The following is a 19,021-nucleotide window of genomic DNA, read 5'->3' as shown; positions in this document are numbered from 1 at the left end:
AGAGTCACTTGCGATCGTCCCTTCTGTCTCGGTCCTTTCGGCTCAGAGCAGAATCCACAGATCTGTCCATGCAGTATGTTATTTGCTTGTATTGCTTCAATCTATATCCATCTTCAAAAGTGCAGTTCCGAGCAGCCCCGGATACCGCCTTTGGTTATGAGTATACCAAAAATAAAATGATTTCACTACCCCTTCTGCACGGGGCTAATACGGATATCACCGGAAAAAACCGGATAGTGGCTGCCGTCGCTTTTCTCAATCAGCAACGCACCTGAAGGATGAAGGCCTACCGCCTTGCCTGTCGTGACCCCGGCAGGAGACTGAACGCTGACTTCGCGGTTTAATGTAATGGAGGAGGCTTCCCACAGGCTTGCGATGGGTTGAAAACCGTCACGGTTATAGATTTTGTAGAGCTCCTCCAATTCATGCAGCACCGAAAGAATCAAATCATTCCTGTCTACCGCTCTGCCGCTCTCTTCTTTCAGCGAGGTGGCAATGGGCTGCAGCTCTTCCGGGTAGCTCTCCTTGGAAATATTCGCACTGATTCCAAGCCCGGCAATGCAGTAGCTGACACGATCATCCTCAGCCTTGGACTCCAGCAGGATGCCGCATATCTTTTTGTCGTTAATTAGAAGATCATTCGGCCACTTAATGCCCGCTGCAAGTCCGGTCATATTCCGGATACCTCTTTGAACAGCGACACCGCAGAGGAGGGTCAGCTGCTGCACCAGATGCAGCGGCTGCGACGGCCGCAGGATGATGCTCATCCAGACGCCTTTCCCATATGGAGAAAAGAAGGATTTTCCCATTCGTCCGCGTCCTCCTGTCTGTTCCTCAGCCAGGACCACCGTACCTTCAGGAGCACCCTCTTCCGCCAGTCTTCTTGCGTCCTCCTGCGTGGAAGGCGTCGTTGATAAAATATGCAGCTCTCTGCCCATGCCTCCTTGTAGAAATGTCTTCAGCTTCTCCTGCTCAAGCGGCATCGGCAGATCCGTAATCCGGTAGCCCAGACGCGGCAGAGCTTCAAACTCATAGCCCGCCTGTCTCAGCTTGTTAATCTGCTTCCATACCGCTGTCCGGCTGATCGACAGCCTGCGGCTGATTTCTTCTCCGGACAGAAATTGCTCCGGCTGCTCCAGAAACATATCCAGCAAAGACTCTTTCTTAAATTCCTTCATCGATAATCACCCGCTTTGCTTCTTCAATAAGTAAGGTTGTGTCATTGCCCACCTGTCCGGATGCTGCCAGCAGCAGCAGATGACTGAGCAGCGGCTTCATCCAGGGGCCGCCGCGGCGGCCCACTGCAGACAGCAGCCCGTCACCGGTCAAGGCGAGCTCTCTCAGGCTCTTGACCGGCATGCCGCTCAGCCAGGCTCTCGCCTGCGGAATGTCTACTGCTGGAGTACCGCCCGCTGTCTGAACAGCCTGCTGCAGCTCTAGCCACAGAGCGGCAATAGGCTCTCCCGCAATCAATACACAGCGAATCCATAATAACCGTGCCTGCTCGGATGTAAGGCCTTCGCTGTTCTCGGTCCAGGCCTCCTGTAGCTGCAGCAGCTTTTTTATAAGCTCCATCCGGCGGTTGGAGAAGGTCCATTGCCGCAGCAAGGGGGTCGAGGATGGAATACGGCAGCCTAGAAGGAGAAGGGCGTAACGAACGTCCACCTGCTCCGGGCTGCTCATCCTCACCGCAGGAATTGCAGAGATATAAGCAGACTGATGGCCACGGTACGGAAAAGGCATTTTCACATGTTCGTACAGCCGCCCTTCCCGAATCAGCTCCAGACCGCGCAGCGGATCGGGACCGGACATCAGCTTATCCAGCTCGGTTCGAATTCGTTCCATCGCAACCCACCCCAGGGTTGATCTCTGTTCCAGCAGTGCTGCCCAAGTGTCTTTAGCGATCATAAATCCAAAATTGGAAGCAAACCGGATACAGCGGATCATGCGCAGGGCATCTTCTTGAAACCGGACCTTTGGATCTCCGACACAACGAATCAGCCTGTCATCAATGTCGCTCCTTCCTCCGAAGGGATCGACAAAGCGTCCATCCATGGCGAGTGCCATTGCATTCATGGTAAAGTCACGCCGCCGCAAATCCTTTTCAATATCATCGACAAACTCCACCTCGGACGGGCGGCGATGATCCTCGTAGCCTTTTTCAATGCGATATGTCGTAACCTCGTAAGCGTGTCCATGCATAAGTACGGTAACGGTGCCGTGCTTCATCCCCGTAGGAATGACCTTCTCGAATAGTGACAGCGTCACTTCGGGCAGCGCATTGGTCGTAATATCCATATCATTCACTGTCCGGCCCATATACTCGTCCCTGACGCAGCCGCCCACCCAGAACGCCTCATGTCCTTCGCCCTGCAGAATCGAAATCACTTGGGCACTGCCATCTGCCAAATCCTTATCCGCATGCTTCCAGATTGTATTGTTATGAAGTTCTGCCATGGCACCCCTGTTCCTCTCGATACAAACAGCAAAAAGCTGAAGAACCATTCCCTGCTAGCACACAGGAGATGGATCCTCCGCTTTCTGCCCTAATACCCGGTAATAAATTTCTTCATATTTGCTGCGAATTTTCTCATTGCAAAATTCCGTTTTGGCACGCTTCAGACAAGCGGCCTTCAGACGCTCGGCAAGCGCGTCATTTCTGAGCAGCTCCATCGCGTATCCGGCCATGGCATGACTATCACCAATCGGTGCCAGGAATCCGGTCTCTCCATGGGTAACCAACTCCGGAATGCCTCCAGCAGTAGAGCCAATGGTTGGTACTCCACAAGCCATCGCCTCCAGCGCGACCAGTCCGAAGCTTTCCTTCTCGGAAGGCAGCAGCAATACGTCCGCCATAGACAGCACATGTGCAATTTCATCCTGTTTGCCCAGAAAATGCACATCGTCCGCAAGACCCAGCTCCTGGATTCTGCACTGAATCTTCGGCAGATCCGGTCCTTCGCCGACCAGCAGCAGCTTCGCAGGCAGCTCCCCACGAACCCGGGCAAATATATCGACCACATCCTGTACCCGCTTCACCGGACGGAAGTTCGAGATGTGCATCAGCACTTTCTCATGGGGCTGTGCATAATCCCGGCGCAGCGAAGCCGAGTCCTTCGGGTAATAGACCCGGGGATCCACAAAGTTATAGGTCAGGTCAATCTCCCGGGAGATATCCAGCACCGAGCGCGTCTCCGCAATCAAATCCTGGGACACGGCCGTCACCGCGTCACTTTCGTTAATGGCCAGCCGAATGAGATCCTTCAAGGATTCGTCCTGCGCCAGCACTGTAATATCTGTTCCATGCAGTGTCGTGACCACCTTCAATCGGTCACCAACCATCTGCTTGGCCAAAAAAGCACATACCGCATGCGGCACCGCATAGTGAACATGCATCACGTCCAGCTGCTGCATATTTGCCACTTGCGCCATCTTGGTCGCAAGAGACAAATCATATGGTGGATAGCGGAACACATAATAGTCGTTCACTTCAACTTCATGATAGAAAATATTTTTATGAAAAGCTCCCAGGCGAAAAGGAATGCTGTGGGCAATAAAGTGCACCTGATGCCCTTGCTCTGCCAGCAGCTTTCCCAGCTCCGTTGCCACAACCCCGGAGCCTCCAAGGGAGGGATAACAGGTGATGCCGATCTTGAGCGGCTTTTGTTTCACGGGATCAACCTCCTTCACGCACACTATGTACTTATGTTTATGCTTTCATGGTGTCAAACAGATGAACGGGAATCGGCGTCTTGGAGGCAAAGCCTTCTGCATAGGGAATCAAGCTGCGCTGTCCCAGCAAAGAATCGCGAGCCCGTACACGTTCAATATACCCTTCCGTGAGCGGTGTTGATACGGAGTCGGGATTGCCTTTTTCAAATTGGGACTGATAGCAGGATAGTGCCTTTATCTTATGGTCATAGTATTCAGTGATATCTACAATCATATCCGCCTTGCCCAAATCATTAATGAAATAGTAATAGAGCTGCTTCACATGGACGGGCGGAAGATCCGGCATGTACCGTCTCAGCTTGGCATTGAACACCGCTTCTTCTACCAGCCGGCTGCAGGCCACATGATCCGGATGACGATCCTCCCAGTACGGCGCAAACACGACAGAAGGCTGATAGGTGCGAATAACCTCAACAATTGGCGCAATATGCTCTGGCGTTATAAAAAGGCCTCGATCGGGCAGATCCAGGTTGCAGCGCAGACTCAATTCGAGCGAACGTGCAGCCGACTCCGCTTCGGTAAGCCTCAGCTCTACGGTTCCATTGGAGGACATCTCCGCCTTTGTCAGATCACAAATTCCCACCGCATAACCCGCAGTGGTATGCTTCGCAATTGTGCCGGCCATCCCAATCTCGGCGTCATCAGAGTGCGCGCCAAAGACCAGAATATCCAGCTTGAGCGGCTCTGTCATCACTGATCTACACCCGGCTTGTACTTGTGTACCAGCTCGCGCCAGCCTAGATCGCCCCGGTCAAGAGCCTTGACCAGCACTTCGGCGGTTGCAATATTTGTAGCTAACGGAATCCCGTATACATCACACAGACGAAGCAGTGCATTTATGTCCGGTTCATGCGGCTGAGCCATTAACGGATCCCGCAGAAAAATAATTAAATCCATCTCGTTCTGCGCTACCATAGCGCCGATCTGCTGATCTCCCCCGAGCGGACCGGAGGCAAATCGTTCGATCTGGAGTGAGGTCTGTTCCATGATTCTCGTGCCGGTAGTCCCGGTGGAGAACAGCTTGTGGTCCTCGAACACACTTTCATAAGCAAGCACGAAGTTAACCATTTCCTCTTTCTTCCGGTCGTGAGCGATAAAAGCGATATTCATCATATGGTTTCTCCTCTTCTCTCTACTCAATAAAATGATCGAAGCCGTAAATCATCCCTGTATATTCCATAACCTTCTGTACCGCCATTTTTACGCCAGGCATGTAGCCTGCGCGCTCGTAGGAGTCATGGCGAATTTTCAGGCTTTGTCCGAAGCCGCCGAAAATAACCTCCTGCTGGGCAAATACGCCAGGCAGGCGGACACTGTGGATTCTGAAGCCATTGTAATAGCCGCCGCGTGCGCCCTCAATGACTTCCTCCTCGCTCGGATTGCCTTGTCTCAGCTCCTCCCGGTTCGCTGCAATCAGCTCCGCGGTCTTGATGGAGGTGCCGGAAGGGGCATCCAGCTTCTGGTCTCCGTGCGTTTCAATAATTTCGACATGCGGCAAATATTTCGCGGCTTGAGCTGCAAATTTCATCATCAAAATAGCGCCGATGGAAAAGTTCGGGGCGATCAGGCCGCCGATTCCCTTGTCCTGACACTGCTTGTCCAGATCTTCAATCTGCTCCGATGTAAACCCGGTCGTTCCCATCACAGGCCTTACACCGTGCTTAATGGCCAGCGCAGTGTTACCATAAGCCGACTGCGGATTTGTGAAATCCACCATAACATCCGGCTTGCTCTCTACAAGCGCCAGCTCGAGATCTGAGGTTACGATAACTCCGCATGGCGGCAGGCCCACCAGCGAAGCGGCATCCTTGCCGCTATCGCTCATTCCAACGGCACAGGCAAGCTCCAGCTCCTCATCCTGCAATACCAGCTTCACAACTTCCTTGCCCATACGGCCGCCTGCACCGATCACGGCCACTCTGATTAGGTTAGACATTGTATTCCCTCCGATGTTGTTATGAATCATGCATATATAGCTTCAAGCGTTTTTTAAGTTCTTCCATTAATTGCTGCAGACTGCTTTCCTGCGGATATAGCCCAATGACATCCTTCAAGGCTGCCATGGCCAAGGCATGCTCATTCAGCTCACTGTAAACCATGGCAAGCCATACATACGCTTCCGGATCCAGCGGGTCCAGGGACACCGCCTGCTTCAACTGCTGGACCGCCTGATACAGCGCTGTGGAAGTGTATTGTTCCGGCTGCTCCAGCAGCTTCCGGGCCCCCTGCACCAGCGTCCGGGCCTGCAAATGCTGAAGATGCAGCACATAAGCAGGCTGGTCCGGCTGCAAGGCTGATGCTTTCTCCGCATGCAGCACAGCCTGCTCCAGGTATCCGCTGCGACCGTACGTGATCGAGCAGCGGTAATGCACCTCTGCGTCCCCCGGGTTCGCCTGCAAAGCCTGTTCAAACCAGCGAATCGCCTCTTCAAAATCGTTCTGCAGGATGCAGCGGTAGGCATTTTGAATATACGGGTTATTGTTCAATGGCTGTTCCTCCCCTGCGTTCAGGTTTGGTACAGCATATGTAAATAGAGCCTAATCGGTGTTTATTCGAGTCCACCGGTCTTTATCACGCGTATTAAATTTGTGCATGACCTTATCATGCGCCGCAGCCAAGTCAATCCCCTGCGCATTGGCAAAGCAAATGGCAATGAACAAAATATCACCCAGCTCCATCTCAATGGAGTTCTCTTCTTCATCCGCCTTTTTCGGCTTCTCTCCAAAGCGGTGGTTCACTTCTCGTGCAAGCTCCCCGACTTCTTCTGTCATTCGGGCCATCATGGATAAGGGACTGAAATATCCTTCCTTAAACTGAGAGATGTACCGGTCCACTTCGCGCTGCATCTCAGCCATAGACTTCTCCAAGCACTTACCCCTTTCCCACGCCAGCATATGACATGCCGTTATTCGCGGCCGCTTTTCTGTAATTCATCGACAGCATATGCGGCAACGTTTTAAACCTATGTTATCGTAAAGACGATTTGAAAACAAATTATTTTTTATTATCACTTCAATTTGGCATACTATGGAGAGCAACGGGAGAAATGACGAAGAAATACTTATTCTATAGGGGATGTGAGGAATTGCTGTGACGGTAGCCAAGCTGTTAATTCATCTGAAAGCGGTCATTCCAATTCTGGCAGGAACCGCTGTCTATGCCTTCGGACTGCTGTACTTTATCATTCCAAACGAGCTGATGGAGGGCGGCGTAACCGGGATTACCGTGCTGTTAAATTATGCTTTCGGTGTATCGCCTTCCCTTTCCACCATCATCATCAATGTGCCCATCTTCCTGCTCGGAATGAAAATATTAGGAGGACAGCAATCCATCTACACCGGAATCGGCATTGTTTCACTGACTTTTTTTCTCTGGATTCTGGAGGTGGCCATTCATTCCGGCTGGATTGTCCCTTTCCGAACAGAACAAGATTACATTCTAGCTTCTTTGTATGCAGGTGTGACTCTCGGCGCAGGGCTCGGCATTGTGTTTCGGTTCGGAGGAACGACCGGCGGCTCGGACATCATCGCAAGAATTTTAAACCGTAGATTTGGCTTCAGCATGGGACAGGTCATTCTCGGGCTGGATATTCTCATTATCGGTGTGTCCATTCTTTACATTCCGCTAGCCAAAATCCTGTATACGCTCGTCACGGTATTCATTGCCTCACGAGTCATTGATTTTATTCAAGAAGGCGCCTATGCCGCCAAAGCCTTCACCATAATCAGCGATCAAGCTCCCGCGATCGCGGATAAGATCACTTCCGAGCTGGACCGCGGGGTGACCCTGATTCCAGTTGTTGGCGGCTATTCCAGAGAGGCCCGTCAGATGGCCTACTGTGTCGTGTCCAGACAGGAAATCCGGCGATTGAACAGCATTGCGAAGTCTCTGGATCCCAGAGCTTTTATCATTGTCAGCGATGTTCATGATGTGCATGGCGAAGGATTTAAAGAAGAAGACTAGCCCTGGAATCAGGGCTAGTCTTAAGGAAGGTTGCACCTATATTTAGGGAGACCAAGGGCGATAGCCATCATAGGCTCCTTTATATTTACGGTACCCCGCAAAAGTTAACGCCGCCAAAATAAAGGCCGGCAATAACAGCTGACCCAGCCAAGGCCCACGGGCTTCTCCCAATGGAGCCAGAACGGGCTCATCCTTCTTTTTCCCGAAGAGCAGATTTAGCAGTTCATCTCCCTGGGCAGCAGCCTTCTTGGCCTCTGCATAGGGAGCATTGGATACAGCACCCTTGGCAAAGGAAAGCCAGGAATCCATCATGGATACCTCTTCCGGCTTGCGCTGAACGATAACGGCAGGCCGGATGAGCTCATAATGATCATGAAGACGGGTGAACGCTGCCTTCATCCCCGGCCTGTCCTGCTTGGCGGCGCTAATCTCTACCTGCTGCAGATCCTCTCGGAGCACCTTGTAATATTGAAGCCAGATCCCGTCCTTGGGATGAGTCAGGCTATCTGCGGCCAGCCTCAGCTTACCTGCAGCAATCATCCATTGTTCCGGCTCCAGCTGAGCTCTGGCGGTAGTTTCCTTCATCTCCACAATGGTTTCAGCTAAGGCCTGAATACCCTCCACAGTGGTCAGTCCCTGAAAGGAAGAAGCTTCGAATTGCTGCTGCACCTTGCGCAGGGATTGCTTGACTTCTTCTACCTTTCCCTCCTGCACCAGCTTGTAAAGCTGCTCTGTTTCTTTAACCAAAGCCTCAGCCTGCAGTTTAGCTGCCGGCGCCGGCTTCTGATTGCTGCCTGAGTGACTGCCCCAGACTGGCGACACTCCCCAGAGAGTCCATATAGCCAGGAAAACAGCCAGCATGAAGCCGCTGTGAGTCATTTTGGAAATCATAGGACATCCCTCCTGAAGCTATGGATATGCTGCAGGTGGAATTTATAGAACATGGGTTATCGTCCAGTTATCATATCACGAGGTGCACGTCCGGCTGCCCGCATGGCCCACCAGGCTAAAGCACCGCTAAAGAGCGTCAAGCTGAAGGTGAATACCTCTACAGCAATCAGATCGTCATTTAACACAGAAGGAAGCCAAGGGAAGACCATAAACGAATAATCAATCATATCATTCAGCAGTGTATACGTGATCGCAGCAATTAATGCCGGGCTTTGGAGATGAAATAAACGCACGTACAGGAGCACCTCTATCGCCATGGCTGAATGAGACGCTACTAACATCCAGTCCTGCCACACCAGCTCATTGCCCTGCGCTGCGCCTGCAAAGATCATGACACAGGCCCATATGCCATATTTAATAGAGGTTACGACGGCAAGAGCTTGTATCAGTGGCTGCAGGAGAATGCCTGCCATTCTCTTTGGCGGATACAGCAGCAGGATGAGTGCAAGGCAAAAAAACAAGCTCGCAGTGGGACTATCCGGGACAAATGGCAGCTGCCACCATGGACGGAATTCCGCTGTATATTGAAGCTGTGCTCCGTACCAAATGTATCCATAGATTGTACCGAGGCCGTTACAGATCAGCAGCAGCCATAGAAACCATGACTTTGCCAGAAACTCACGGCTCCAGAAATACTTGATGTTCAAGCTTACACTACCTCCTCTACAAAAAAACCTGATCGCAGAATACGATCAGGTTTATTGTGGCTTAACTTACTTATTCTGATTCAGCCTTCTGACTTGCCAGCCAGGTCGCAAGCTGATCCAGTTCTTCGTCCGTTACCTGTGACCTCATGGATGGCATTGCTCCACGGCCATTAACGATAACTTCAGAGATTTCTTCCTTGCTCAGTCGGTCACCTACGCCCAGAAGTGCAGGAGCGTTGCTCTGACCCTTCAGATCGGCAGCATGACATGCAATGCAGGTTGCTTTCTTGTAAATCTCCATCGCTGGATTATCTTTATCCACGATCGCAATGGTCTCCTCTTCCGCTTGCTTTGCATTAGAAGTCGGAAGACCCTGCTCATGCTTCGCATGGGCTTCTTCTTCACGAAGAATATGCTCTGCCTTTGTGCCCTGCTTCTCCAGCTCATGTGCGTAATGTGTCCAGGCAGCGTTGGTCAGGTAGATAACAGCCGCCAGTGACAGAAACATCAGAGTGGAAGCGATCGGCCGCTTGTAGAAGCGGCGTTCTTTGCCGGTGTCCAGGAACGGTGCCAGCAGCAATGCGCCAAATGCCACACCGCTGACGCCGAGAGTACCCAGTACAACATAATCTCCGGAAGCATATGGAAGCTTCAGGTATTCATACAGAAAGAGAAAGTACCAGTCCGGCATCGGAATAACCGATGCTCCCGGATCTGCCGGGTAGCCCAGAGGTGCTGGCTCCGAGATTGTCAGAACCAGAAAGCCTACGAGCACGACAACCCCTACCATCCACTCCTTCAGAAGGAAGTTAGGAATAAAGGCTTCCGACTTTCCCGGATACGCCGTGTAATCGGGCGGGGTAATAAACCCGGCACCCTTCTTGACGCGGGAATCACCCACGAATACAACTTTTTCATCAGGCTTGAAACCGTGTGCCATAAGTATGCCTCCCTTCTTCTTATAGTGGTCCTGAGATACCTTGTCTGCGGATCATGATAAAGTGCCCTACCAAGAGAGCAAGCAGAACAGCAGGAAGGAAGAACACGTGAATAGCGAAGAAACGAGTCAGCGTCTCGGCCCCTACAATTGTACCGCCCTGAAGCAGTTCCTTAATAACCGGTCCGAGATAAGGCACAGAGTTTGCGATTTCAAGGGTAACTTTAGTCGCAAAGTATGCTTTGTTATCCCAAGGCAACAGGTAGCCTGTTAATCCCAGGCCCAGCATCACGAAGAAAATCAGCATGCCGACAACCCAGTTCATTTCACGAGGCGCCTTATAGGATCCTGTGAAGAATACCCGCATTGTATGTAGGAACATCATAACAATGACAAGGCTGGCTCCCCAGTGATGCATGCCCCGGACGATCTGACCGAAAGCAACCTTCGTTTGAAGGAACTCAACGCTTGCGTAAGCGTTTATAATATCGGGTACATAGTACATAGTCAGGAACATTCCTGACAGAATCTGAATCACTGTGATAAAAAACGTCAAGCCGCCGAAGCAGTATACAAATGCGGAGAAATGATGCGCAGGGTTAACGTGTTCCGGAACCTCATGGTCCGCAACGTCTCTCCAGATCGGCGTGATATCGAGACGTTCGTCAATCCAGTTGTAGACATTCTTTAACATCCGAATCTACGCCTCCTATTTTGCTACTGTATTTGGGATGATTGCGCCGAGGTAAATCCATCCGCCTTCCTCTTTCACGTCGTACATGTCCAGAGGTTGCGGCGCAACAGCCAGGTTCTTGCCGTTCGCCGTATAGCGGGCGCCGTGGCAAGGACAATAAAATTCATTCGGATGGCTGTCATTATTGTTCCATCCTACCATGCAGCCCAAGTGCTTGCAGACAGGCGACAGCGCTACGATCTGTCCATCTTCTGTCTTGCTAATCCAGGCTGTTAGCTGTGCAGTGCTGTTATACCAGCCGTCCTGCTGCTTCAATTCGAAATCGAATTCTTGTGGCTCGGCGGTAATCTTGCTACCTTCCACTACTTTTACAAAAGATCCGTCTTCACCCTTTTGCAGGATTGGATCTACGGCGAAGCGGACCATAGGTATAACGACCCCTGCCGCCATGTAAGCTGTGGCACCGCCCAACGTATAGGTCAGAAATTGTCTGCGGGACATTTCCTTGCGCCGGGGAGGTTTGTGCGACTCTTCATGCTCGTCATTGTGGTTGTTATTCATCTGTATCAACCCCCTTTTGTCAACCGATCATTTGTTTTCAATGATTAAAATCACACGAATTACTAGGACATAATTATAATATATTAGGCACCTCTGACCGTCAAGAATTTGAATCCCGAATTTGGCTCCGCTTCCAAGGACGCTGTATGAAATTGTCGTATTTTCGTCACAATTATGTCAGGTTTGCGGTCCACATCTTGCTGATGGATTGACTTACTGCGGATTTTAGCTTGACTCCGGCTTCCTGCTGCAGCTTAGGAAGGGATAGAACCAATGAGCACTCGGGGACCTCCTCTTGGCTAAGCTCATGGTCTGCCGTAATGACGACGACATACGCAAAGCCTGCCGCTGAAGCCTTGCTGCAAATGCTGGAAAGCAATACAGATGCCCCTTCACCGCCATATTGCAGAGCAGGATAAGTTACAACTCTCCCCTTGAAAGGGATTTCAATCAGATCCATCAGGTCACGAAGACGCTCCAGCGCAGCCGTAACCTCCCACGGCATCTCTTCCCCGCTCAAACCCGTATAAGGAATCAGGCAGGTATCTACGAATGGCGCCAACTCTCCCCATCCCTCTGCCTCCACTTCACTAAATTTCATTTAAGGCATCCTTTCTGTACAATAAAATAAACTTATAGCGATTAAGCCTTGTTGTCCTATTATAAGTTTCATTCTTCTTTTAGGCAAAAAAAAAGAAGAAATGCGTAAGCATCTCTTCAATTTAATGTTTTCAGTTCATCCGTCAGGCTTCGGAAAGCCACCTTGTCGCCTGAAGCCAGAGCCTCGTCTATTTCTTTATACAGCTCCTCACTGCGATGCTTGCGCAATGCCTCGTCCCATACCATTTCTGCCGCAAGACCTAACATCACTTCATAAGTAACCTTCATTTTATCCATTCGGATGCACCTCCAAACTAAATGATTACATCGTTATCGTTATGCACTGTCCCGTGTCCAAGCTGGGGCGCGATCTCACCTGCTTTAATACCTAAGGGTGTCATTCGAATGACCGTACCCAGCGTTTGGCTTTCTCCCAGACGTAGCATCCCCAGATGGAGCAGCATTTTTACAATCCGCCGTTCCAGGATCATCCGGGGTGTATCATAATAAAAGGGGGTTACCAGGCTTCCAACTGTAGCGTGGAGCGAATCCATCGTCACCCATTCTTTAGCGCAGCGGCCAAGCCAATACACCAAGGAAGGAAGGTTAGGAACAGCGCTCTTATAAATTTTTAACCAAAAGCGGAATAGCTGTATCATGCTGACTTGATTTCCTGACAGAATACATTCTTTTCCATGCTCCGTCAGGGTTAAGCCGGCAGGCGTTTCCTGAACCCACCGCTGTGCTACGGCATAGTCGTACAGCAGCGCGAAACGGTCGGGATACTCGGAGCAGGACCTGCCATAACCGAATCTCCAAGGTCCTTTTGTAATGAGAGACTCTTCGATATGTAATGTGCTGAGCAACTGCTGCTGCTGCTTTCGGTACATAAAGCCCTCGGCATTCAGGGTAAGCTCATGCTCCTGGAAATACCTCAGCATGAGCTTCAGATCCTCTGTAATTAGGCCCTGCTCCTCCCGGTACACTTCAGGTGGCATAGAGACCTGCAATCCGGACTTCAGGTGCAGACTAAGCTCCTCTCGAAACCGTTCCTTTAAATCCTCCGGGACATGAAACATATATTTCGTGGAGGATGTGAAGCCGTTGAACAGCCAGCCACTGCGTCTGTACCTGGACACGGCCTCCCTGGGTGACTCTAATGCAGTCCGTGCAGGCTTGGAGCCGGGTGTCTCGTCAGACTTCTCCTCTAGTGAGGTATGACGTACGGCCGCCAGTAAATCCTCCAGACTATAGCTGCTCCGCGTGTCAAATACCAGATTGTTCAGAAACCGCAAGTCCCCTGGGGAGAAGCTTTTCCACTGTTCCTTCAGGAACTCTTTTCTGCCAGCTTTAATCAGTATGCTCTGAATCAATTCATGCTTGGAATTTCGCTTGCAGTCGCAGTCATAGTAACTGGCGATGTTGTTTAAATGGCTAATGTCGGCATAAGACAGCATGTCGGCTAGTTTCATTTTTTGCACCACGTCCTCACCTGTACTGCTGTATCGCATTTTTCATAAACCTGTTCTTTCGCTGACGTCCCTTTGGCTGATATGTTTAGAATTGACGGAAATGACGCCCGATAAACCTCCGGAACCAAATTTTGCTGAGATGCTCTATAGGTGAAAGGACAACAAAAAAGGACCCTCTCCAGGTCCTTCGGTGTACCCACAGCACAGGTAAACACCCCTTAGTGCTGCCTTTCTTCTATTAAATGCTGAGTACAATTCAGCAAAAGAGGCGTCCATTTCAAATCCGAGTGCTCCATAATGGTGAGAGACAAATTGCCGATCCGGTCAATCTGCAGCGACATATCCAGGCCTGCAAAAAGCTGTGCCAGAAACCCGCCATGACTTACGACCAGAAAAGAATGATCCGGATACTTACATAGCATTTCCTCCAGAAACGCCTTCCCCCGCTTCAATAGCTCTGCATCACTTTCTTGCCCGAGGTCTTGAAGCTTCCAGTTGCTACCGAACATTTGCTCACGTTCTTGAGAGGTTAAGCCCTCCACCTTGCCGTAAGAGCGCTCCAGCAGGCGTGAGTCCGGAGATTTCATCGGAATGTGCAGCATGGAAGCCAGTATAGCCCCCGTCTCCTCTGCGCGGGACAAGCCGCTGCTCATGACAAAATCCCATTCATAAGCCTCGGCAGCCAGACGCTTACCCAGCAGTCTTGCCTGAGAGCGTCCCTGTTCATTGAGAGGGATATCGGTCTGACCCTGAATTCTTCCGGCTGCATTCCATGCCGTCTCCCCATGCCGGATAAAGCCGATTCTCATGCCCTTCACCTGCCTTCATGTACATATGATTGTACTTAACGCCTTACTGCGCGGTTCAGCCTTAGGAGGAAATAGATCGCCAGGCTGACTCCAATAATGGATAGAATCATCCAATACTGCGGCTGACTGGGATCGATTCCTGCCACAAGCGGATCAATAATGCCGCTGCCAGGTCCCGGAATATCATAATGTATGCTATTGCCGGATGCATCGGAGCCTCCTGCAATCCCGGTGGGCAGGATGCCTGTAGATGGAATCTCCTCTACCGCCTGCTTCTGAATATTCCCCCGGAAGGCGAAGATGAGCAGGCTGCTGACAAATAAAGCAGTAAAGCCAGCGATCCACAGCGACAACCGCCTGCGGAATATTCTTCCTGACGCCTTCTCAGGGCCATTCTCCTCCACCAGCCAAGGAAAATCACGGTAAATACGATCCATGACGTTCCGGTTCATGATTTCTGCAGAGGCCAGGGAGGGCTCGAATTTGAGCTCCTGAACCATTTCCAGGCTTTCTTCCCAGGATTGATATTCCATCGCACAGGACGAACAGGTTAAGATATGCTGCTTCAGCCGGTAAACTCTCAGATCGTTGTCAGGGAGATCCCACACGATCTCCATCAGTTCCCGGGCTTCTTCGCATTTCATCTGCCTGTCATCCATTCTATGCCTTCAAATACTTGCTCTGCAAAATAAGGCTCCAGCTGAAGCTTCACACTGCTGCGGGCCCTGAACAACAACGATTTTACAGAGCTGACGCTCTGTCCTAGAATATCGGCAATCTCCTGGTAATCCAGCTGGTCGTACTCTCTTAGAATCAGCGCCGAACGCTGCTTCTCTGGCAAATTATTAATAGCCTCGCGGACCATCCTTACCTTCTCGTTCCGCAAAATAGCCTGCTCCGGGGCCACCTCTGGCGGTGCAATCGGAATAATTCCGCTCTCTTCAAGAGGCAGATTAGCCCCCCGCTGCTTGCGCAGCTCGCTAAGAACCGTATTCCGCGCAATGGTATACAGCCATGTTGAGAAGGAGGCATCCACCTCACGGAAGGAATGAAGACTGCGAAATGCTTTATAAAAGGTTTCGGAGCAAATATCCTCGGCCATCAGCTCCATGCCAGAGCTCTTCAGCATATGATAAACAAAAGCCATAATTTTACGTTGATATCTTCGCATTAATTCCGAATACAGCTCTACATTGCCTTGCTTAATTTCCATAATAAGTTGGGAATCGGTCATCTGATTTGTGTTCCTCCCTCGCCATCCTTCAGGACCTTGAATATGAATACATCTCTTCTGACAAGGACTCAAAGCTGCCGTAAGACCCTATAGCATACGCCTCATGATGTCTGACTATTCTATGTATTTGGCAAAATCCCCAAATCTTCTACATCGAACTCTATCATTGTAGCATATTTTGGAGCACATTTCATATTTTCGCACTAGAGTAAAGGGCAGATAAATTCTGCCCCTCCTCATCAAACCGTACGTGAGGTTTTCCCTCATACGGCTTTCCGATGTTCGTCATTCATGTGCGTGCAGATCACAAGAGCGTTTTAAGTCCACATTGTGAGGACAGTGCTTTCACTTCGCGTAATGAGCTCATCCATCGCGTGCGTTGACGTTTCTTGGCAACCCATTTGGCTAGTCGCTGGAGGATGTACCAGTCCAGTTTCGCCATCTTCTTTTGGCTGTAAGCTGTGTAGTAGTAGTTGCGCCACCCCTGTATTTTAGGGTTTAAGTATTCCAGGTGGTCCTGAAAGGTCTTGTGACGCATATTTGGCGGAGCAAGTCGCTCCTTCACGACCTCTCGGATTCGCTCTTCCGCCTTGCGACACAGCCACTGCTGGGTCGTATAGTATACTTTGCCTTTGGATGTCTCGGCTTTCGTCTTTCGATGGTGCATGCCTAGAAAATCAAAGCCTTCTTCTCCTGTCCATAGTCCAACGATGCGTGTCTTGGTTGGATGTAACGTTAGCTCTAGGCGGTCCATAATAACTCTAATGAGTTCGTACGCCCGATCTGCATCCTTCTTTGTTTTGCAGATGACCACCAGATCGTCCGCGTAACGTGTGAGTTCCCCCATTTTACTGCCATGCCGTTCCCACAGGAGATCAAAGTAATTCAGGTAGATATTCGCTAGCAGTGGTGAAATGACCCCACCTTGTGGTGTACCCAAATCTGAGCGTCTGACATTGCCTTCCTCCATGACACCCGCACTTAGCCACTTCCTCAACAGCTTCAGAATTCGTCTATCGCTGATTCGCATTTCTACCAGCTTAATGAGTTTCTCCTGATTAATGTTGTCGAAGTACCCTTGGATGTCGACGTCGACCACCCAATTTCCTTTGCGGTTACATGCTTTCCGAATGCGATCTAACGCTTGCTTTGCACTTCGTTTTGGCCTGAATCCGAATGACGTTTCCTGAAAATCCGCCTCGAAGATCGGTTCCATGACGAGTTTCGCTGCCATCTGGATGACGCGGTCTCTCACTGTGGGAATGCCGAGCGGTCGCTTTTTGCCATCCTTCTTCGGAATGTAGTAGCGCCTTACGGGTTGCGGATGATACTCGCCTTCTTTAAGAAGCCGTTGACATTCGTGTACAAAGCATGTTTCTCCTTGTTTTTCGATATCTGCCAATGTTTCTCCGTCGATTCCAGCTGAACCCTTATTAGCTCGTACTCTTCGCCATGCCTCCCACAGGATGTCTATTCGATAGACCTTGTCGTACAACGCGTGAAACCTTCGCTTCTTGTTTTCCTTGGCCGCATGACCTAGTTTCTCTTGGAGTTGTTGAACGTTTTCCTTTGGTGTTGTTAGCCGTTTGGCATTCACTGACTCGTACCTCCTTATGAAACTTGAACAAAGCAGGGCTCCTTCCCTCCTGCAGGTTGTGTTGTCCTGCATTCTTCGGTACTATGAGCCCCTCGGACTCCCTTCCTGCAGACGGTTCACTTCACCTTTTAGGCTTATAGAGCGTCTCTTTACGGTTTCAAAAAAAAAACGTGCAGGGGAGGGCCTCCCCAGTTCACTGCATCCTCTTTCATACCATGCCGATCCCCATACGCCGGAGGATTCTTCACTGCTGATCCAAGTTCTAAACAGCTTCCGTGGCCTTCGTCCAATGCAGCGAGACTCGGCATCCTCTCTTCCCTCTTGCGAGGCCTTTTTGACGACGCGGCAGAATTCACTTTATGTTACGGCCTGGTACGTTGCTCGCCCCATCTCTGACGGGTGCTTTCGTCAATACGCTTCTACTTACAGATTTCGCCATAAGCAGGTATCCTAGCTACACAGGGGCTTGGTCCCTCCTGTGACCGGATTTTCACCGGCTAGAGAATGCGTACTTAGCTGGGCACGCGACAAAAAAAAAGAGGCCGCGAAAGATTCGCGGCCGTTGTTCATGTAGAACAACACAGTTATTGGATAGGAGTGGAGAGAAACCATACTGTACTTTTATTATATGTATACGTTTTCATTTTGTCAACACTAAAGCGGAAAAATTTGTTTCCGCTCTTCAAACGTGTCTATAAGTATACGGTGTAGCCTTTGGACTGCAGCAGCTCCATGGCCTTTTCCTGCTCTTTTACATTGCGGAAGGACAGCCGCATAACCCCGGGGACGTCCTCCCGACTCTCAATAATCTGGATGTTACTGAGGTTAACCTGATTATGTCCAAGCTCGGAAGTAATCTTTGCAATGATGCCGGGATGATCGGGAACATCCAGATAAATGTCGTACCGGGAGACGATCATGCCTTTTCTGCGTTCCGGCAGCTCATTGCGGAAGGCGCCGGCTTTCTGAAAGGCATCCTGAATGCCGACTCCATCCTCCCGCTCCAGCATAGACACAAACTTCTGTATTTCCTGATTCCAGTCCTGCAGAAGCGGCAGCAGCACCTTTCGGTTATTGACCAGAATGTCTCTCCATACCACAGGATCGCTGGCCGCAATGCGGGTCACATCTCTAAACCCTCCAGCCGCAAGCAGCTGGTAAAGTGGATTGCTGTCATTGTACTGACTAATCTGGTTGACCAGGGCCACCGCAATAATATGAGGAAGATGGCTGATGGCGCCTACAATCTGATCATGCTGCTCAGGATCGACCTGTACGACATGAGCCCGAGTATGGGAGAGCAGATCGGCAAGAGAGCGAACCTGATCCTCCGGCGTTTCCGGAGGCGGCGTCAGCACGTAATAGGCATTCTCGAACAGCAAGGAAGAGGCGGCACCTACGCCAGCCCTTTCCGAGCCGGCCATGGGATGTCCTCCAATAAAGCAGGCCTCTTGAAATTGCAATCTCCGTGCACAATCGGCAATGCTGGATTTCGTACTGCCTACATCGGTAATAATACATCCCGGCTTCAGGGCCATCTGGCTTAGTCGGGTAACATACTCCTCGAGGCGGCCCACCGGGACACATAGAAAAATATAATCGGCATCCTGAGCTGCTTCCTCTATGGATAGCGTCACCTTGTCAACGACGCCTCTGGCAGCAACCTGCTCGGCATAGCTCTCATCATGGCTAAAGCCTGTCACCGTAAGGCCAGGCTTTCCTTTGAAGCACATGGCAAGCGAGCCGCCGATCAGGCCAACACCGAATATTGAAATATTTATGTCTTGATCATTGGACATCTTCAGCTTCACTACTTTCAAAGTT

22 protein-coding genes are annotated in these 19,021 nt (G+C 50.6%); 1 reads left to right on the top strand and 21 read right to left on the bottom strand.

Annotated features, from left to right (window positions below):
* Window positions 1–185: 185 nt before the first annotated feature.
* Genes E6C60_RS09280 through E6C60_RS09245 form a run of 8 tightly spaced genes read right to left on the bottom strand, consistent with a single transcriptional unit; the run spans window position 186 to window position 6,599 of the window.
* Window positions 186–1,178 carry a biotin--[acetyl-CoA-carboxylase] ligase gene (locus E6C60_RS09280; RefSeq protein ID WP_138225598.1) on the bottom strand — a complete coding sequence of 331 codons (993 nt, stop codon included), beginning with the start codon at window positions 1,176–1,178 and terminating at the stop codon, window positions 186–188.
* The gene (locus tag E6C60_RS09275) at window positions 1,165–2,457 is read right to left on the bottom strand and encodes a CCA tRNA nucleotidyltransferase (RefSeq protein WP_138225597.1); all 1,293 of its coding nucleotides are present in this window, start codon (window positions 2,455–2,457) and stop codon (window positions 1,165–1,167) included. Before E6C60_RS09275 ends, E6C60_RS09280 begins: the two co-directional genes overlap by 14 nt.
* Window positions 2,458–2,511: 54 nt before the next feature.
* Window positions 2,512–3,672: an N-acetyl-alpha-D-glucosaminyl L-malate synthase BshA gene (bshA, locus tag E6C60_RS09270; RefSeq protein ID WP_138225596.1), complete on the bottom strand. Its 1,161-nt coding sequence runs from the start codon at window positions 3,670–3,672 to the stop codon at window positions 2,512–2,514.
* A gap of 37 nt (window positions 3,673–3,709) precedes the next feature.
* Window positions 3,710–4,423 carry a bacillithiol biosynthesis deacetylase BshB1 gene (gene bshB1 / locus E6C60_RS09265; protein ID WP_138225595.1) on the bottom strand — a complete coding sequence of 238 codons (714 nt, stop codon included), beginning with the start codon at window positions 4,421–4,423 and terminating at the stop codon, window positions 3,710–3,712.
* A complete protein-coding gene (mgsA, locus tag E6C60_RS09260) occupies window positions 4,423–4,845 on the bottom strand; it encodes a methylglyoxal synthase (protein WP_175415255.1) in 423 nt (140 codons plus the stop codon). Before mgsA ends, bshB1 begins: the two co-directional genes overlap by 1 nt.
* 19 nt (window positions 4,846–4,864) lie before the next feature.
* A complete protein-coding gene (gene dapB / locus E6C60_RS09255; protein ID WP_138225594.1) occupies window positions 4,865–5,668 on the bottom strand; it encodes a 4-hydroxy-tetrahydrodipicolinate reductase in 804 nt (267 codons plus the stop codon).
* Between the two features lie 19 nt (window positions 5,669–5,687).
* Complete coding sequence (locus E6C60_RS09250; protein WP_138225593.1) at window positions 5,688–6,218, bottom strand: tetratricopeptide repeat protein; 531 nt, start codon at window positions 6,216–6,218, stop codon at window positions 5,688–5,690.
* A 51-nt stretch (window positions 6,219–6,269) separates the two neighbouring features.
* Window positions 6,270–6,599 carry a nucleotide pyrophosphohydrolase gene (locus E6C60_RS09245; RefSeq protein WP_138225592.1) on the bottom strand — a complete coding sequence of 110 codons (330 nt, stop codon included), beginning with the start codon at window positions 6,597–6,599 and terminating at the stop codon, window positions 6,270–6,272.
* Window positions 6,600–6,822: 223 nt separating this feature from the next.
* Between E6C60_RS09245 and E6C60_RS09240 the strand changes: the two genes are divergently transcribed.
* Complete coding sequence (locus E6C60_RS09240) at window positions 6,823–7,695, top strand: YitT family protein (RefSeq protein WP_138225591.1); 873 nt, start codon at window positions 6,823–6,825, stop codon at window positions 7,693–7,695.
* A 42-nt stretch (window positions 7,696–7,737) separates the two neighbouring features.
* Here E6C60_RS09240 and E6C60_RS09235 read toward each other — a convergent pair whose 3' ends face one another.
* The 13 genes from E6C60_RS09235 to E6C60_RS09175 all read right to left on the bottom strand — a co-directional run bounded on the left by E6C60_RS09235 (window position 7,738) and on the right by E6C60_RS09175 (window position 18,996).
* The gene (locus E6C60_RS09235) at window positions 7,738–8,586 is read right to left on the bottom strand and encodes a sporulation protein YpjB (RefSeq protein ID WP_138225590.1); all 849 of its coding nucleotides are present in this window, start codon (window positions 8,584–8,586) and stop codon (window positions 7,738–7,740) included.
* 56 nt (window positions 8,587–8,642) lie between these two features.
* A complete protein-coding gene (locus tag E6C60_RS09230) occupies window positions 8,643–9,293 on the bottom strand; it encodes a DUF1405 domain-containing protein (RefSeq protein ID WP_138225589.1) in 651 nt (216 codons plus the stop codon).
* A 70-nt stretch (window positions 9,294–9,363) separates the two neighbouring features.
* Window positions 9,364–10,233 carry a menaquinol-cytochrome c reductase cytochrome b/c subunit gene (locus tag E6C60_RS09225; protein ID WP_138225588.1) on the bottom strand — a complete coding sequence of 290 codons (870 nt, stop codon included), beginning with the start codon at window positions 10,231–10,233 and terminating at the stop codon, window positions 9,364–9,366.
* A 19-nt stretch (window positions 10,234–10,252) separates the two neighbouring features.
* A complete protein-coding gene (gene qcrB / locus E6C60_RS09220; protein WP_138225587.1) occupies window positions 10,253–10,924 on the bottom strand; it encodes a menaquinol-cytochrome c reductase cytochrome b subunit in 672 nt (223 codons plus the stop codon).
* Between the two features lie 15 nt (window positions 10,925–10,939).
* The gene (locus E6C60_RS09215; protein WP_138225586.1) at window positions 10,940–11,485 is read right to left on the bottom strand and encodes a Rieske (2Fe-2S) protein; all 546 of its coding nucleotides are present in this window, start codon (window positions 11,483–11,485) and stop codon (window positions 10,940–10,942) included.
* A 172-nt stretch (window positions 11,486–11,657) separates the two neighbouring features.
* Window positions 11,658–12,086, bottom strand: a complete 429-nt coding sequence (locus E6C60_RS09210; protein WP_138225585.1) for a DUF2487 family protein — start codon at window positions 12,084–12,086, stop codon at window positions 11,658–11,660.
* Window positions 12,087–12,202: 116 nt separating this feature from the next.
* On the bottom strand, window positions 12,203–12,382 hold the full coding sequence (locus E6C60_RS09205; RefSeq protein WP_138225584.1) for an IDEAL domain-containing protein: 180 nt from the start codon (window positions 12,380–12,382) through the stop codon (window positions 12,203–12,205).
* Window positions 12,383–12,399: 17 nt separating this feature from the next.
* The gene (locus E6C60_RS09200; RefSeq protein WP_138227709.1) at window positions 12,400–13,557 is read right to left on the bottom strand and encodes a hypothetical protein; all 1,158 of its coding nucleotides are present in this window, start codon (window positions 13,555–13,557) and stop codon (window positions 12,400–12,402) included.
* A gap of 218 nt (window positions 13,558–13,775) precedes the next feature.
* Window positions 13,776–14,366 carry a histidine phosphatase family protein gene (locus E6C60_RS09195; protein WP_138225583.1) on the bottom strand — a complete coding sequence of 197 codons (591 nt, stop codon included), beginning with the start codon at window positions 14,364–14,366 and terminating at the stop codon, window positions 13,776–13,778.
* A 35-nt stretch (window positions 14,367–14,401) separates the two neighbouring features.
* On the bottom strand, window positions 14,402–15,010 hold the full coding sequence (locus tag E6C60_RS09190; protein WP_138225582.1) for an anti-sigma factor: 609 nt from the start codon (window positions 15,008–15,010) through the stop codon (window positions 14,402–14,404).
* Complete coding sequence (locus tag E6C60_RS09185; protein WP_138225581.1) at window positions 15,007–15,600, bottom strand: RNA polymerase sigma factor; 594 nt, start codon at window positions 15,598–15,600, stop codon at window positions 15,007–15,009. Before E6C60_RS09185 ends, E6C60_RS09190 begins: the two co-directional genes overlap by 4 nt.
* 304 nt (window positions 15,601–15,904) lie before the next feature.
* Window positions 15,905–17,197 (bottom strand): group II intron reverse transcriptase/maturase, encoded by a 1,293-nt coding sequence (ltrA, locus tag E6C60_RS09180; protein WP_138225580.1) that lies wholly within the window; start codon window positions 17,195–17,197, stop codon window positions 15,905–15,907.
* A gap of 692 nt (window positions 17,198–17,889) precedes the next feature.
* Window positions 17,890–18,996: a prephenate dehydrogenase gene (locus tag E6C60_RS09175; RefSeq protein ID WP_138227708.1), complete on the bottom strand. Its 1,107-nt coding sequence runs from the start codon at window positions 18,994–18,996 to the stop codon at window positions 17,890–17,892.
* Window positions 18,997–19,021: the final 25 nt, after the last annotated feature.

The organism is Paenibacillus algicola (assembly GCF_005577435.1).
GTDB classification, from domain to species: Bacteria; Bacillota; Bacilli; order Paenibacillales; family Paenibacillaceae; genus Paenibacillus_AQ; species Paenibacillus_AQ algicola.
Note: the sequence above shows the minus strand (reverse complement) of the source record. Positions and strands in the feature narration are given on the sequence as shown.

Coding starts and splice junctions, on each gene's coding strand:
- E6C60_RS09280 (WP_138225598.1), bottom strand. CDS start 1,178: ATGAAGGAATTTAAGAAAGAGTCTTTGCTGGATATGTTTCTGGAGCAG.
- E6C60_RS09275 (WP_138225597.1), bottom strand. CDS start 2,457: ATGGCAGAACTTCATAACAATACAATCTGGAAGCATGCGGATAAGGAT.
- bshB1 (WP_138225595.1), bottom strand. CDS start 4,423: ATGACAGAGCCGCTCAAGCTGGATATTCTGGTCTTTGGCGCGCACTCT.
- mgsA (WP_175415255.1), bottom strand. CDS start 4,845: ATGATGAATATCGCTTTTATCGCTCACGACCGGAAGAAAGAGGAAATG.
- dapB (WP_138225594.1), bottom strand. CDS start 5,668: ATGTCTAACCTAATCAGAGTGGCCGTGATCGGTGCAGGCGGCCGTATG.
- E6C60_RS09235 (WP_138225590.1), bottom strand. CDS start 8,586: ATGATTTCCAAAATGACTCACAGCGGCTTCATGCTGGCTGTTTTCCTG.
- E6C60_RS09225 (WP_138225588.1), bottom strand. CDS start 10,233: ATGGCACACGGTTTCAAGCCTGATGAAAAAGTTGTATTCGTGGGTGAT.
- qcrB (WP_138225587.1), bottom strand. CDS start 10,924: ATGTTAAAGAATGTCTACAACTGGATTGACGAACGTCTCGATATCACG.
- E6C60_RS09215 (WP_138225586.1), bottom strand. CDS start 11,485: ATGAATAACAACCACAATGACGAGCATGAAGAGTCGCACAAACCTCCC.
- E6C60_RS09210 (WP_138225585.1), bottom strand. CDS start 12,086: ATGAAATTTAGTGAAGTGGAGGCAGAGGGATGGGGAGAGTTGGCGCCA.
- E6C60_RS09205 (WP_138225584.1), bottom strand. CDS start 12,382: ATGGATAAAATGAAGGTTACTTATGAAGTGATGTTAGGTCTTGCGGCA.
- E6C60_RS09200 (WP_138227709.1), bottom strand. CDS start 13,557: ATGAAACTAGCCGACATGCTGTCTTATGCCGACATTAGCCATTTAAAC.
- E6C60_RS09195 (WP_138225583.1), bottom strand. CDS start 14,366: ATGAGAATCGGCTTTATCCGGCATGGGGAGACGGCATGGAATGCAGCC.
- E6C60_RS09190 (WP_138225582.1), bottom strand. CDS start 15,010: ATGAAATGCGAAGAAGCCCGGGAACTGATGGAGATCGTGTGGGATCTC.
- E6C60_RS09185 (WP_138225581.1), bottom strand. CDS start 15,600: ATGACCGATTCCCAACTTATTATGGAAATTAAGCAAGGCAATGTAGAG.
- E6C60_RS09175 (WP_138227708.1), bottom strand. CDS start 18,996: ATGTCCAATGATCAAGACATAAATATTTCAATATTCGGTGTTGGCCTG.